The sequence below is a fragment of the Ruegeria sp. YTSA135 genome (assembly GCF_059610165.1).
Genome location: NZ_JBXWNC010000007.1, coordinates 20882 through 36434, shown reverse-complemented (window position 1 = coordinate 36434; position 15553 = coordinate 20882). Strand labels below are relative to the sequence as shown.

At 57.3% G+C, this 15553-nt stretch carries 11 protein-coding genes; 3 read left to right on the top strand and 8 right to left on the bottom strand.

Going from position 1 to position 15553, the window contains the following annotated elements; genetic code table 11:
• Positions 1–64: 64 nt before the first annotated feature.
• Entirely contained in the window at positions 65–3061 is a 2997-nt protein-coding gene (locus AC2FIT_RS10850) for an ABC transporter transmembrane domain-containing protein (protein WP_496829674.1), read from the bottom strand.
• A gap of 243 nt (positions 3062–3304) precedes the next feature.
• Here AC2FIT_RS10850 and AC2FIT_RS10845 point away from each other — a divergent pair, with 243 nt between their 5' ends.
• Complete coding sequence (locus AC2FIT_RS10845; protein WP_496829672.1) at positions 3305–3664, top strand: DUF3307 domain-containing protein; 360 nt, start codon at positions 3305–3307, stop codon at positions 3662–3664.
• Positions 3665–3668: 4 nt separating this feature from the next.
• Here the strand turns inward: AC2FIT_RS10845 and AC2FIT_RS10840 are convergent, their stop codons facing one another.
• From AC2FIT_RS10840 to AC2FIT_RS10810, 7 genes are all read right to left on the bottom strand, one after another.
• Complete coding sequence (locus AC2FIT_RS10840) at positions 3669–4400, bottom strand: hypothetical protein (protein ID WP_496829325.1); 732 nt, start codon at positions 4398–4400, stop codon at positions 3669–3671.
• 51 nt (positions 4401–4451) lie between these two features.
• The gene (locus tag AC2FIT_RS10835) at positions 4452–5756 is read right to left on the bottom strand and encodes an NAD(P)/FAD-dependent oxidoreductase (protein ID WP_496829323.1); all 1305 of its coding nucleotides are present in this window, start codon (positions 5754–5756) and stop codon (positions 4452–4454) included.
• Positions 5753–6427, bottom strand: a complete 675-nt coding sequence (locus AC2FIT_RS10830; RefSeq protein WP_224889662.1) for a TetR/AcrR family transcriptional regulator — start codon at positions 6425–6427, stop codon at positions 5753–5755. Before AC2FIT_RS10830 ends, AC2FIT_RS10835 begins: the two co-directional genes overlap by 4 nt.
• Positions 6428–7981 (bottom strand): trimethylamine methyltransferase family protein, encoded by a 1554-nt coding sequence (locus AC2FIT_RS10825; RefSeq protein WP_496829321.1) that lies wholly within the window; start codon positions 7979–7981, stop codon positions 6428–6430.
• A complete protein-coding gene (locus AC2FIT_RS10820) occupies positions 7981–10383 on the bottom strand; it encodes a GcvT family protein (RefSeq protein WP_496829319.1) in 2403 nt (800 codons plus the stop codon). Before AC2FIT_RS10820 ends, AC2FIT_RS10825 begins: the two co-directional genes overlap by 1 nt.
• 111 nt (positions 10384–10494) lie before the next feature.
• A complete protein-coding gene (locus tag AC2FIT_RS10815) occupies positions 10495–11124 on the bottom strand; it encodes a glutathione S-transferase family protein (protein ID WP_496829318.1) in 630 nt (209 codons plus the stop codon).
• Positions 11125–11140: 16 nt separating this feature from the next.
• Positions 11141–11638 (bottom strand): class I SAM-dependent methyltransferase, encoded by a 498-nt coding sequence (locus AC2FIT_RS10810; protein WP_496829316.1) that lies wholly within the window; start codon positions 11636–11638, stop codon positions 11141–11143.
• Positions 11639–11870: 232 nt separating this feature from the next.
• On the opposite strand from AC2FIT_RS10810, the gene AC2FIT_RS10805 reads away from it, so the two are divergent.
• Together AC2FIT_RS10805 and AC2FIT_RS10800 are read left to right on the top strand one after the other, a co-directional pair.
• Entirely contained in the window at positions 11871–13643 is a 1773-nt protein-coding gene (locus tag AC2FIT_RS10805; protein WP_496829314.1) for an ABC transporter ATP-binding protein, read from the top strand.
• Entirely contained in the window at positions 13636–15546 is a 1911-nt protein-coding gene (locus AC2FIT_RS10800) for an ABC transporter substrate-binding protein (protein WP_496829312.1), read from the top strand. Before AC2FIT_RS10805 ends, AC2FIT_RS10800 begins: the two co-directional genes overlap by 8 nt.
• Positions 15547–15553 lie beyond the last annotated feature (7 nt).

Here is a 15553-nt window from a genome sequence, read left to right as displayed (position 1 = left end):
AAAAAGCCACAGTAAACGCGCAGGTCACCAAGAGGATCTGTCATGTTCCATACCGCGCCGACGTTTAATTCGTGACGTATCCCGCGATCACCTGCATCAGCTTGAACGCGGTTGCGGCGTCATTTTCAACCACCGCGAGGAATTCTTCCTCACCGATCCGCAGGCAGGACAGTTCGGATTCGGCAATCATGGTTAGGGCTCGGGGTTCTTTGCGGATCAGTGCCAACTCTCCGACCAATGCCCCCGGTCCGACCTTGGTAATCAGTTGATCCGGGCCTTCCATCTGCGGCAGGTACAGCGCGGCCTCACCCTTGAGCACCACATAGGCGCCATCAGTGGGTTGGTCGTCTTTCAGGAACACAACCTCACCCGGCTTTGCGTCAAACCATTGCGCACCAAAGGCCAACAGGCGAATCTGTCTTCGGTCAAGACCTGAAAACAGCGGTGTCTGTTCCAATGCGCGCAGCTTTCGCGCCAAGTCTGCCGAGGCGGCGCTGTCCTCTTCCACGGTCGCATCCCCTTCATCCGAAACCACCCGACCCTGCCGGATTTCGACATAAATGTCGAATACATCGGGATTTTCGAAGTGATCGTTCAGATAAATCACCGTTGTATCGGGCAGCAATTCGCGCAGGTTTTTGTAGACAGAGACCTGAGTAGCCATGTCATAGCTGGCCAGCGCGTTTTCCAGTATCAGGATATCCGGCTTTTTTATCGTCGCACGAGTGAATGCCAGGGGTTCGGCAAGAACGGCTGGCAAGTTCTGACCACCGATGGCAACGGGCATGTCATAGATCAATTCGACCACGAGCGATCGCGCACTGTTTTCGTCCAGAACATCGACAATCAGCTTGCGCGCGTCATCCGAGCGTCCGCCCCCGATCTGGCTGACCTTGCCGAACAGCGCGTTTTCCATCACCGTCAGTCCGGGTGCAAATTCGTCTTTGTCCAGCGGCACAAAGACATCTTGCAGCCGCTCCAATAGTTTCTCCGAATGGCTGTGTCTTAACTCAAGAATACGATCTTTAAGCTCTTGCGTGAAGGCAGGCCCTATTTGTTCGGCTGAAATCACGAAGGGTACGGCCAGCAGATTGGCCAACTGCTCGTCATCAAGCCCGGATACACCTTCGTTCCGTGTCCGCTCGACCAGTTCTAACGCGGCCTCGTACGTGTGGGCCTGTAGTCCGAGTTTGCGGAACAGCGGGTGGTCGGTGCCATCAATGCCAAAGATCTGGCGCAGCATCTCGATCACGTCGCGGGTCAGGCCGACCAAAGTTTCATCCAGCCCCAACTCACGCAGTTGTCCAAGAAAAATCGTTTGGCTGGCCAACAGTTCTTGCGTGACCGGAACCCGCGGTGTTGCGAACAACAGGTTTTCCGCGACGGGCAAGGCCGGGTTGTAAATGCTGCGATCGAATATCAGTGCCTGTTGTTCCAGCCCGGCCTTTCGCACCGCCTGCTGAACCAGAGGCCGCACCTCAACCAGTTTGCGCGCCAATTCCGGGTGCTGGGTGGCATCAAAGATTTGCTCGGACCCACGCCGTAAAAGAGCAGCCCCCGACCCCATGCCATCAATCAGGCGTAACCACCAGTCACGCAGCTCTTTTGGGGTGCTCAAACCCGCCAGGGACGGGTCCAGCCATTCGACGTTGAACGGATCAGAGCTGTTGCCCGCGCGTTGAGTCTCGGCAAAGTCGGGATCATCGTTCCGCATCGTCACGGGCTTTTGCCGTATGGGCATCATGACGTTATCCCCCAAAGTGCCCTGGAACATAACGGGGCGCGACGAGGCATAGCCAATGCGCGCGGCCACCACGCTTTGATGCAGGGTCGAAAGGTTTTCGCCCCCAATCTCGACCCGGCCCGAACTGGGCAGAATTTCCCGCGTCAAAAGTTCTGCCAGCGCGCGCCTATCCTCTTCGCTTGGAGCGGCAATACCAACGGTTTTTCCGCCCGCAAAGCTAAGGTTCAGATCGTCAAGTACCTGATTGCCGTCCATATCCCGGACGGAAACGCCATCCAGAACGATATCTCCTTTCAGATGTGGTCGCGCCTCAGGCTCACCTTCAAACAGCTTTTCGTCGGGCATTCCCGGCGGGGCAAAGCGTTCAACGACCACGTCCCACCGCAAAGACATATCCTGCGTCTGGTTGTAATAGGTCAGCAGCTCTTTCCACGGCGCGCTCAGATCCTTGTACGCTGCCAGCGCCGCCACCAGGGCACCCAGCGAAACAGATCCTTGCAGTACCAGAATGCCGCCAACCAGATAAAACATGAAAGGCGTAAGTTGCGATATGAAGTTGTTTATGAACTTCATGAAGAATTTCTTCTGGTAAATCTGGAAGCGAATGCCAAACAACCGCCCAAGCTGCTCTGAGATCATGGCCCTGCGATAGCGCCAACCGCCATTTGCGCGCAGAGTCGAAGCCCCCGCGGCGTTCTCACCGATCTGTGCCGCCAAGACGCGGACTTCCTGTATACGTTTCTTGTTTAGAAGATTGATCTGGCGTTGTAGTTTGGGAATAAGCCAAGCCTGAAGCGGTATCAGCGCGACGGCGGCCAATCCAAACCAGACGCTTTGCAGGAACAGGAAGGACAGGATCGTAATCATTTGCCCGGCTTGCAGAACCGGCTGGCTGATTGCATCCCCCATCAGCCCGCCCATCGGCTCACTTTCCGCTGTGATCATCGAGACCATTTCGCCTTGGCTGACCCGTTCGAAATATGGCTGGGGGAACCTCAGCGCGCGATTGATCAACTGGTACCGCAGCCGGCGCAGCATCCGTTCGCTCAGCACACCTTTCATGGTGTTTATGCGCATCTTCATCAAGCCGTGGGCAAGCACAGCCGCCAGAAACGCGAAACACAGGATCACAAGAAACGTCGTCTGCGTCAGTTCATAACCCAGAAAATCCACGATCGGACTGGCGGCACCGATTGCGTCGTTGATGATCCGCTTTGGTAGTTCCAGTGTCAGATACAGCAGCGGAAATAGTGTAGCTGTCACGGCCAACAGAATTAGCTGATCGCGCTTTGAATACTTCCAAATAAACTGGAAAATTGAACGTTCTATATAACTTGCCCCTAGTTTGGATCACCGATCCGATCTTGGCGACAGCGCCGCAAATCCAACACCCTGATTTTATCGCAACCGCGACATAAGACGCAAATAATTTCCAGTTTGGTCATTTATTTGCCGTTTGTGAACTAGTTCATTTGCGCCGCACCTGTTTAGCGCCTAAACTTTCCAACGGACGATATCGGGAGGAACAATTTGACTGCCAGCCTGGGTGCAGTGCTATTGATGCTCTGCTTGTTGCAAATCAAGCATATGTTTGCGGATTTCTACCTCCAAACTCCTAAAATGTTGTCAGGCCGTGGCGAGTACTTTCATTGGGGCCGTGCGCAGCATGCTGGTGTGCACGTTATCGGGTCGGTCATCGTTTTCTTGCTGTTCGGCGCGCCATGGTCGTTTATCCTGATCATTGCAGGGCTGGAATGGATCGTGCATTTCAATATCGACTTTGCCAAGGCCAGCTATTCTGACAAGAAGCAGTTATCCCCAACGCAGGCCGCGTATTGGCGTGCTGCGGGGCTGGATCAGCTCATGCATAACCTGACCTATATTGCCATGGTCTGGGCGTGGGTGAAATTTACCACGTAATTGTCTAAGCAACATTCTCATACGCGGCCGGGCAATACGCTGCCAACCATTGCTGATCCAATGCATCCAGCTTGGCAGCGTCGAAGGTTTCCGCGGCCTCCCAATACCGCCCGGACGGCACAAAATATCCCAAATCTCGTTCCGCCTGAAGTATTCCGACCATCCCGTCCGCCTTTGGTAAATTGCACCCTGCGGGGGTATTCCGATTGACGGTTGGAAACAGCAACCGGCTTTCACCCTTTGACAGCCTGACAACCCGGCAGCCCTGAGCCGCGCCAAAAAGGGCAAGACGTGCTGATTTGGCCTCCAATGACCGCAAGGATATGTCCGCTCGCAACGGGTCCGCTGATCCGGTCCCGTAGAAATGCGTTTTTCCGGTTTCAGGATAGATCATGTCGCACCCGAAAAACGCCATGACCGAGGGGCGCAACGCTGCCAAAGCCCAGTAGCCAGCGGTAAATGCCATTGTTCCGCCAGCATAGACAAATCCGCCGAAGCTATTCTGTGCCGGAACATATTCCTTTGCCGTCACAACCCGCTTATGTGGTGCCAAGCGGCGCGGCTGATTTTGCGTTGGGAAATCCTCTGGGTGGATCAGCACGTCCCAATCTGGCCGGATGCGCCACGCGTTGTTGATTGCAACGATATGAGTAAAGGGGGCGCGCGCCCAAGATTTCGCCTCGGCTGCACTTGGCGCGCTTCCCAGTATCAGAACTCGGTTCATTGGCTCGGTCATTCTGGGCCCCTTTTTGGTTCCCAGAAATCTTAGAGCGTTTTCCAGGGGCGGCTAGCCCAGAACCGAAAAACTACTTTCTTCGTTTATCTGGCGTTTGCGGGAATAGAACCCGACATCAATCATCCGCTTGATATAAGGCAGTTCAAACTGCAACGGTTGCGCATCGTGATCCGCGCCGCCCTCGCAATAGTCGATCAGGGCCGCCATCATCTTGCCCGCAATGGGCGCGTTCTTGTACTGGTTCCCGCTGGTGCCGCAGGCCATGTAGAAGCCCGGCAGACTGGATTTATCGTAAATCGGGATCCAGTCGGTCGAGGCATCATACAGGTCCACCACACCGCGTGTTTTGGATGGGATGCCAAGGCTGGGAACGCGCTGAGCATAGCGCATCGCCTGTGTCGTCCACTGATCTGTGAAATCGTGATTGTAGTGGACGTCGTCCTCACACCACTGATGCGGGTCACATTCCGGGTCTTCTGAACCGACAAGGATGTGGTTGCCATGTTCGGGACGGCAGTAACATGCGATATCGCTGTCCGAGACGATGGTACCGTCATTCTCGAAATCGAAACCCTCGGGCGCGGGCACGTGCACAACCTCTTGCCGCAGCGGGCGTGTTTCGATGGTCATGTCATCCAGAACACCTGCCATCTTGTTTATGATCGCCGATCCCGGCCCGGCCACGTTCACAACAACCTTGGCCCGTATTTCTTCGCCCGAGGCCAGCTTAACGCCAGCCGCACGGCCTTCGTCGATCAATATTTCAACCACTTCGGCGCCGGTGCGAACTTCGGCCCCGTGCAGCTTTGCCGCGTCCATCAGGTTTTGCGCCGACAGGGCCGGATCAGTGACATAGCCCGCTTGCGGCCAGAACACGCCGCCTTGCATCTTTCGACCGTTGGGCTGGCCGAATTCCGGATCATCCATGCGTTTTGGCGGGGTGAAACTGTCCAGCGAATAGACCGGCAGACGTTCGGTGACCTTCTCTGGCGACCAGTCCTCGAACGGGCAATCCAGATCGGCGCTGTTCTGTTTGTGCTTTTCCAGCATCCCGTTGGCGTCGGTTTTCATAACCAGGCAACCCGTCTCGCGGAACTGCGCCAGATTGGCATCTGCGGGCAGCCCCAGATACTCGGCCCAATCCCGCCAATAGTGATAGCCCTCCCACGCGAAAGCGGTGCCGTCGAAAGTTGAATAATGCATGCGAATGATCGCACATGAACCAGCGGTCGAGCCGTGGCCGACCTGGCTGTTGCGGTCGAGCGATAGGGTCTTCCACCCGGCCTTGGCCATTTCGAACGCCACGGCGGCGCCAATGACACCGGTGCCGATGATGATTGCGTCTGGTTGGCTCATTCTGTATCTCCTTCCCAATAGCGCTTTGAATAGGCGCTGAATTCCTCGACTTCATCGGGCTTTGGCTCAACCCCAGTGAAGACGTATAAATAGTGCGGCACCATCGACAACCGCGTTTCCATCGGCTCGTTCAACTGGGCAAGATCGTAACCGATTTGCATGTAGTAGAGTACACGCGCGCGGGTCTCGGCCTCTACCTCGGAATAGCCGTACCGGGTGAACATTGCGTGCAGGGCCTGAAGACGCCGGGCGTCCGACTGATCCAGCGCACGCCGCACTTTACCCGATTTACGCGCCCAATCCCGCACGGCGAAATCCAGTGCCGTATCAAAGAGATCAGTGTTCACCACACAGCGATGAACATTGCAAACCGCCCCTGTGATCGTGTCTGCAGGGGATTCGGCCTGTGCGACAAGCGCAGCGGTGTTGGTCGCCTGCCACCGCGCCAGCAAGGCATCCAGCAACTCCTGCCGCGATTTGAAATACCAATAGAAAGACGATCGCGACACCGCCATCCGTTCGGCTAGGTTCAAAACCTTGATCTGGTCCACACCGTCCGAGATCAGCACATCCATCGCCACGTTCAGCCAGTCTTCACGTGTGACCTTGATGTTACCGACCAACGGCTCGGCTTCGGGGTCGTCCCGGTGCAGGATGGGTTTGGTGCTCATTCAACTCTCCGGCGGCGCGCCGCCTTCGGACGTGCGGCGTGCGATCAAGTCCTGCAAGGCTCCCATTCGGTCACTGTCTGTCGGCGGTGCCTTAAACTCATCCAGAATCTGTTTCCACACAGCCGTTGCGCGATGATTGGCGTCAACCGATCCGCGCTCGGCCCAGGTTCCGAAATTAGCATAGTCATGCACGTGTGGCTGGTAGAACTCGGTATCGTATCGCTCCATCGTCTGGCTGGACGCAAAGAAGTGACCGCTGGGCTCGACCTCTCGCAACGCAGTGTCAAAACCGATCTCGGCCGTGCCAGCCTGTGCCCCGGCGCAAAGCTCGGCGACCATGTTCAGCACCTCAGCGTCACAGATCAGTTTCTCGAAGGACACGGTCAGCCCGCCTTCAAGCCACCCGGCAGAGTGGATAACAACGGATGCCCCGGCCATCAGGCAACCCCACAGGCCGAATTGATTTTCATTTGCAGCCTGCACATCGTTGATGTTTGACGCCGACCCCGCTGCAGATCGCCAGGGCAAGCCCAAATGCCGTGCCAGTTGTCCCGCCGCAAGTGACGCCTGAAAATGCGACGGCGTCCCAAAGGCTGGCGCACCCGATTTCATGTCTACGTTGCTGGTGAAGGTTCCATAGCAAACAGGCGCGCCGGGGTTGGCCAGTTGGGTCAGTGTCAGCGCCGCCAAGGCCTCGGCATGGGACAGGGTAATTGCACCTGCCACGGTAATCGGAGCCATTGCACCCATCAGGGTGAATGGCGTGATAATCGACATCTGACCATGTCGGGCAAAATCGATCAGGCCCTGCGCCATCGGAATATCCAGCGTCCGCGGGCTGTTGGTATTAATGATCGTATAACAATGCGCGTTGCCGCGGAATTCGTCATCCGACAACCCCCGCGCCATTGAAAGCATCTCAAAGCAATCCATCACTTGCGCCGTCCCGCGCGAGAAGAAGAACGGGAACTTGTCGGTCAGCTCCATCTGCGCCCGTGTCGTGAAATAATGGCGCAGATGGGTCGGTACGTCCTGCGGCTCGACCTGAGGCGAGATCATCTGGAAGACGTCGAAGTGATGCGTCAGCTTCAGAAATTCCAGATAGTCCTGCCCGGTGGCGGGCCGGCGCCCCCGTTCCAGATCGGTGGCGTTCGGGGCGCCTGCACCCGGCTGAAACACAAGGCTGCCCAGTTCCAGAGTAAAGTCGCGATGGCGCGCACCCGCGCGGCACCAGATAGAATTGGGGGCTGACGCAACCGCCGCGTCGACAATCTCGCGCCCGATGAAGACCATTTCGCTATCCTCATCCACACGCGCCCCGCCCGCAGCAAACAACCGACGCGCTTCGGGCAACAATACCTTGACACCAAGTTCCTGAAGCGTCCGCAGAGCGGTTTCATGCATGTCCGCGACATGCTCTGCCGGAAAAACCTCCATCTGCGGGAAGGGGTTTTTCAATTGACGGTAATTCACATTGCGGCTGGGTGGAGGTGCTGCGTCAGCGCTGCGCCCACGCCGACGCCGACCACGCTCGGACGATTGTGAGATCACCATCAGCCCCTCATCGCCTTGCCCTGCGGATCGTATGGGGACGCAGCGATGACGCGCGCGGGGCGTTCAACACCGACCACATGCACGGTCAGCTCCGTACCCGGTTCGGCCTTGTCGCGATTTATCAGCGCCATCGCCAGCGACTTGCCGGTGTAATGCCCATAGCCGCCCGAAGTCACGAAACCTACGCGGTCTTCGCCCGACCAGATCGGTTCATACCCGCTGGCATCGGCGTCTAACGCGTCGACTTCCAGTGTCACCTGCACTTGCGCGGGGCCATTGCCGTCGCGCTCGGCCATGGCAGCCTCTTTACCAACAAAATCCTTGTCCCAGTCGATCCAGCGATCCATTCCGGTCATTCCCGGAGTGTAAAGCTGTGTGAATTCCGCGGACCAGATGCCGAAACTCTTTTCCAGCCGGGTTGAAAGCATCGCGTTGAAACCGCATTCTCGGATGCCTTGATCGGCCCCTGCTTCAAGCAGCATCCGGCGCAGCTTGATATGATCGCCATAGCGGCAGTTGATCTCATAGCCTTTTTCACCCGTCACCGACATGCGTGCAACACGGGCGCGGACCAGCCCGATATCGAACTCTCCACACCCCATGAATTTGAGGTTCGAAATGTCCTGTTCGGCCAGTTTCTCGACCACGGCCTGCGATTTCGGACCAACCACGGCAAAGCCGCAATATTCCTCACCCAGATCGCGGACGTTAACGCCCTTGATCATGTGATCTTCGAACCAACGCATGTGCCAGGCGCGCAGGTAGTAGCTGCCCATGATCCACCACGTACCGTCACCCCAGTTGAGCACGGTGAGATCACCCTTGAGACGTCCGTTCTCGCCCAGCATCGGGGCCAGCTTGGCCCGCCCCGACGCGGGCAGTTTTGAGGCCATCACTTTATCCAACCAGGCCTCGGCATTCGGGCCTGAAACCTCGAACCGCGAAAAGCCTGTGATATCCATCAGGCCCACGCCTTCGCGGATCACCTTGCATTCCTCGGCCACGATATCATGCGCGTTCGACCGCTTGAGCGTCGGCGTTTCCTCAAACCCTTTCGGCGCGAAATAAAGCGGCACTTCCAGATCCCAGCTTACGCCCCATTTGCAGCCTGCCTCGGTCATCGCGTCATGGGCCGGGGCCATTTTCAGCGGGCGGCCAGCGGGCAATTGCTCGTTTGGATAGGTCATCACGAAACGGCGGGAATAGAACTGACCGGTTGTTTCGCGGATATAGCGTTTATTCTGCGCAAAATCCCCATAGCGCGCTACATCCATGGGCCACGCGTCTGCCTCAGGCTCGCCATGGATCATCCATTCGGCCAACGTCTTGCCAACACCGCCGCCCTGCAAGAATCCAGCCATTACCGCACAGGCCGACCAGTAGCCACGCTTTCCCGGAACCGGGCCAACCAGAGGGTTCCCGTCGGGCGAGAAGGTAAACGCACCGTTCACCCATGTCTTGATGCCAACATTCTGGATCGATGGGTATCGCTCAAAGCCCAGCGTCAATTCGTTCTCGATGCGGTCGAGTTGCTCCTGAAACAGCTCCTCACCATAGTTCCACGGCGCCCCGTCCATGGCCCAGTGTTCATGGTCGACCTCGTAAATCCCGACCAGAACGCCCTTCTGATCCTGCCGCATATAGGTGAAGCCTTCCAGGTCAACGGTCATCGGCATCTCAAACTCTGCCTCGGCCACCTCGGGCACTGTATCCGTGATCAGATAGTGGTGCTTGAGCGGAGAGACCGGCAGCTCCACGCCGGCCATACGGCCCACCTGCTTGGCCCAGAGGCCCGCCGCGTTGACCACGTGTTCACAGGTGATCGTGCCTCGGTCGGTCACCACTTGCCACCCATCGGCCGTCTGGATCAATTCCTCGACCTTGGTTTCTTCAAAGTACTCAGCGCCCCGTTTCTTGGCCGCCGTGGCATAGGCCTGCACGGTACCCGTCGTGTCAATGTATCCTTCACGATCCGCCCACATGGCACCTAGAACGCCATCGGTGGACATGATCGGGCAGCGTTTCTGCGCCTCTTTCGGCGAAAGAAGCTCGCAATCATCAATGCCAATGGACTGGAAGATACGGTAATTGGCCTGTAGCCACTCCCACCGTTCTGGCGTACCGGCCAGGGTCAGGCCGCCGGTCATATGCAGGCCGATATTCTGGCCAGATTCCTTTTCAATCTCGCTGAGCAGGTCAATCGTATAGGCTTGCAACGACGCCATGTTCGGATCGGCGTTCAGCGCATGGATACCTCCGGCCGCGTGCCAGGATGAGCCGGACGCCAGACGCCGACGTTCCAGCATCACAACATCCGACCAGCCGAACTTGGCCAGATGATACAGAACCGAGGCGCCAACAACACCGCCCCCAATGACCACAACGCGATACTGAGATTTCATTCTGCCTTCTCCTGCGTGACTCGGGAAGGACGCTAGACCCACTGTTCACATCTGTCTAGACATTAATGTACAGTCCAGACCGCGCGTAATCTTTCCGTGAACGCAGCGTGTCTAGAGCTGGGCGCTGGGCCGTGCGCCAACCTTTTCAAACCACGCAAGCGAGGCTTTGTTTTCCTGCGGAATCCGCTTTTTTATGACGCGTGCGAAGTCGACAAAGACAAAGGCTGTAACATCGGCCAGCGTGAATTCAGACCCTGCCAAGTAGGTGCTTTGCGACAGTCGCGCCTCCAGCAAGTCAAAGAACTGGTCAACCCGCGCTGTTCCGCGCTGCGCCAGTTCGGGGATTTGCGCGTGATTTACGGGACCGGGAAGCGCCCGGTTGGCAAAGGCGGGGTGCGTGTTGCGAAGTGTCTCGGCTATTGGCAGGCCGCCCTGTTGCTCAACAATGCTGTTCCACATCAGCACCATCCCCTTTTCATCCGGGGTGCGCCCCATCAAGGGCGGTTCGGGAAAGCGCGCCTCAAGATAGGCCGCGATACCCAGGTTTTCCGTCAGCACGGTGCCGTCATCCGTGACCAGCACGGGTAGGGTTGCATTCGGATTGACCGCCTTAAACGCGTCGCTGAGTTGTTCACCCTTGGCGATCGAGATTTCGCGGGTTTCAATCTTCAACTCTTTTTCCGCGATGAACATACGCGCTCGACGTGGATTTGGAGCAGTTGAGCAATCATAGAACAGCATGGGACGCTCTTTCACGTCAGCGGCGGTAGACAAAACAACGACCCTGAACCGCATCGGGCGGCAAGGGCAATTCGGTCAGGTCATCGAAATACATCCGGTCACTGGACACCATCATACCGCCCTTCGCCAATAAGGGCTCAACAAGGGGTGAGATGAACCTGGCGAAGGCATCATTCTTTTCCCTGTTATGGCCACCAAGATCCGCGTGAATCAGGCTTGCAGTGTCTCCAAAGCGCGCCAAGGCGGCGGGCAACGTCTCGCGCACGTCGCCAAGAATCACCCGATCCTCGGGTGGCGTCGATTCTGGATGCGATGCCACCGCGCGTTCAAACACATAGACCGGGCGCTTGTTAATATACTGCAGCATATGGTGGTACGTACGCCCATTGCCCAATCCCAATTCAAACACCGGGCCAGCCGTACCGCGCGTTTCAGCGATGGCAAAATCCAGACAGGCGCGCTGAGACACCATTCGATCAATGAACAGATCCAGGCGGCTTTGGTCGTTGGGCACGGGAAATCTCTCCTTGATATCAATCGACTTGCCAGATGGGGTCGACAACGCATGTGATGGCAAATCTTCAAGTATTTGTGTAGTCAAATTGGTATCGTTTTCACGATTCCGCGACAATTCGGGTGAAGAACGGGTTTGACTAGCGTGCATCAACCGCGCGAAACTGACGGAAAAAACACAGGGAGTTGATCAAACCGATGCCGACATACGGCCGAACGGGTGGAATACCCGCATGACAGCGTTGTTGTCTGTACGTGATTTAAGCATCGGTTTTGGTGCGGGTGAATCCGTTGTCAAAGGCGTGAGCTTCGATGTGGCGGCAGGTCAAACACTGGCGCTGGTCGGAGAGTCCGGGTCGGGCAAGACCATATCATGCCGGGCGGCCCTTCGGATTTTGCCACGCACGGCACAGATTCGCAGCGGTACGATCACGTTGAACGATTCAAACGGTTCGGTCGATCTGACCAGGATCAGCGAACGCCAGATGCGGGATATCCGCGGAAACAGGGTCTCAATGATCTTTCAGGAGCCGATGCGGTCCCTGTCCCCCTTGCACAAGATCGGCAATCAGGTCAGCGAAGTCCTTTGGCTGCACCGTGGTGCGTCCGAGGCGCAGGCCCGCAAAGAGGTTCTGACTCAGTTCGATCGTGTCGGCTTCCCCGACCCGCAACGTGCTTACGACTCGTACCCGTTCGAATTGTCCGGCGGCATGCGGCAGCGTGCCATGATCGCGATGGCGATGGTCGCACGCCCTGAACTGCTGATCGCGGATGAGCCGACGACCGCGCTGGACGTGACAACGCAGGCGCAGGTGCTGGGCCTGATCAAAGAGTTGCAACGCGAAACCGGTATGGCTCTGATCCTCGTGACCCACGATCTAGGCGTCGTCGCCAACATGGCCGAAAAGGTGGTTGTCATGCACAAGGGGCGCGTCATGGAGTCCGGTGCCGCAGCCCCGATCCTTACCTCACCAGCCCACCCTTACACCCAACAACTGTTCAACGCGGCACCCTGTATTCCCGATGAGAACGCGGTTGGCATCCCCATGTCCGACGAGGACCTGATCCTGGAAATGAAAGATGTCTCCAAAACCTACACCATGCGCTCCAGCAGAGGCTGGCAGGGTGAGAGGTTGATCCATGCCTGCCGGGGTGTCGACCTGAAACTTGCCCGCGGCAAGACGCTTGCCATCGTGGGTGAAAGCGGATCTGGCAAGACAACGGCGGCCCGCATAGCACTTGGCGCCGAACTGCCCGACCCCGGAGGAGAGGTTCTTTTTCGGACCTCAGCGACCGAAGAGACGATCACGGTGCACCACATGACGCGCGCCCAGCGCACCGCCTTTCAACGTAAAGCTCAGATGGTTTTCCAAGACCCCTACAGCTCTCTCAGCCCGCGCATGCGCATTCAGGACGCCATGACCGAGCCGTTAGAGATTCACAATATCGGAACCGCGTCAGAACAGCGGGACAAAGCCGCCGATATGCTGAAGCGGGTTGGTCTGAACGCAGATATGCTGAAACGCTATCCACATGCATTCTCCGGCGGTCAGCGGCAGCGTCTTTCCATCGCGCGCGCAATGATGCTGGACCCGCAGCTTATTGTCTGCGACGAGCCGACCTCGGCCCTTGACGTATCAGTTCAGGAACAAATCCTGACGCTTCTGGAAAACCTGCAGGACAGTCTGAACCTGTCCTATCTGTTCATTTCTCACGACCTCGCCGTCGTGGCCCGCATCGCTGATGAGGTCGCCGTGATGCGCAGGGGACTGGTCGTTGAGCAAGCCCCACCCGAAACGCTATTCTACAACCCCCGCCATCCATACACCAAGGCGCTGATTGCAGCCCAACCGGAACCTGACATCAACCGACCCATCAACCTGAAACTGGTTGCGTTGGGCGCAGGTTCGCCAGACAGTTGGGATGACGCCTTCCGATTAACCGACTCCGTGATGCCCTCACTGGTAGAGATGGAGCCCGGCCATAAGGTAAGATGCCATGTTTAAGACCACTCGCCCCCTTTTTCTGGCTGCCGCACTGGCCGTTGCGGGGATGCTGCCCGCCACGGCAGACATTCCCACCCCGAAAGAAGGGCAATTCTGGTCCTCTGAAGTGAACGCTGGACATTTGCCGCCGGTCCGGGAACGGCTGCCCGCAGAACCGCTGGTTGTTGATCTGGCTGCGAAGGGTCGGGAATTCGGAACGCCGGGCGGCACTTTGCGAACGATGGTGACCCGGTCAAAGGACATCCGTCAGATGGTGGTGTATGGTTATGCGCGTCTCGTCGGTTTTAACGAGAAGTATGAGCTTGTGCCCGATCTGCTGGAATCGTTCGAAAACGAGGACAACCGCAAGTTCACCCTGAATCTGCGCGAAGGACACAAGTGGTCGGACGGATCGCCCTTCACCTCGGACGATTTCCGTTATTGGTGGGAAGATGTTGCCAATAACGAACTTCTCAGCCCCTCTGGTCCGCCGGATTTCCTTATCGTCGAAGGTAAATCTCCGACTGTTTCCTTTCCCGACGCCACCACCGTTGTTTTTGAGTGGGAAGATCCCAATCCCGACTTCCTTCAATCTCTGGCGCAGGCACGGCCGCCATTCATCTACCGCCCTGCCGAGTTTCTGAAGCAATACCACGAAAAATACGCAGACGCCGAAGAACTGGCCTTTCTGGTCGACGATGCGCGCGTCAAAAGCTGGGCGGCGCTGCACAACAAACTGGACAACCTGTACAAGTTCGACAACCACGAACTGCCCACGCTTCAACCTTGGCTGAACGCAAGCTCGGGCAAGAAAATCCGGCATAACTTTGTACGCAACCCGTACTACCACCGTATCGACAGCAATGGGGTGCAACTGCCTTATATCGACGTGGTCGAAATGGAAATCGTCGCTCCAGGTCTCGTTGCGGCGAAAGCAAACGCAGGTGAAACTGATCTCCAGGGACGTGGGCTGTCCTTCCGCGATGCGTCGATCCTTAAAAAAGGCGAAAAGGTTGGAAACTACAAAACGCTGCTGTGGAAAACTGGCGTCGCCTCGCAAATCGCGATCTATCCAAACCTGAACTTTGCAGATGAGGCGTGGCGCGAGGTTTTGCGCGACGTGCGTGTACGCCGCGCCCTGTCGCTGGCCATTGACCGCAACACGATCAATCAGGCGCTTTATTTCAAGCTGGCGCAACCTGGCGCCATGTCGGTGCTGCCTGCTTCTCCGTTCTACTCTGAAAAGAATGCCGAAGCTTGGGCGCAATACGATATCGAACAGGCCAACGCCCTGCTTGATGAGGCCGGCTTGGCCGAGCGTGACAAAAGCGGGATCCGCCTGCTTCCCGATGGACGACCGATGGAACTGATCATCGAAACCGCGGGTGAACGGCAAGAGGTTGAGAACGCCCTGCAAATCGTTACCGACACGTGGCGCGAGATTGGCGTTGATTTGGTGATGCGCCCGCTAGATCGGGATATCCTGCGCAATCGCGTTTTCGCGGGCAACACCATGGCCTCGGTTTGGTATGGCTGGGATGATGGAATTCCGCAGACCCACACCTCGCCCGCCTACCTCGCGCCGACAGATCAGGTCTTTCTGGCCTGGCCGAAATGGGGCCAGTATCACCAAACAGGCGGGGATGTTGGAGAAGCGCCCGACATGCCCGAAGCCGAGCGTTTGATGAAATTGGCCCATGACTGGGAAATTGCCACAACGAATGAAGAGCGCGAGGCCGTTTGGACGGAAATGCTGAACATTCACGCCGATCAGGTTTACGCGATCGGCATATTGAACGGCGCGCCTCAGCCAATCGTGGTGTCCAACCGCCTGCGCAACGTACCCGAACAGGCCATGTGGGCGTGGGAACCCGGCGCGCATTTCGGCATTCACCGACCGGACGAGTTTTTCTTCGCCGACTGATCAGGAG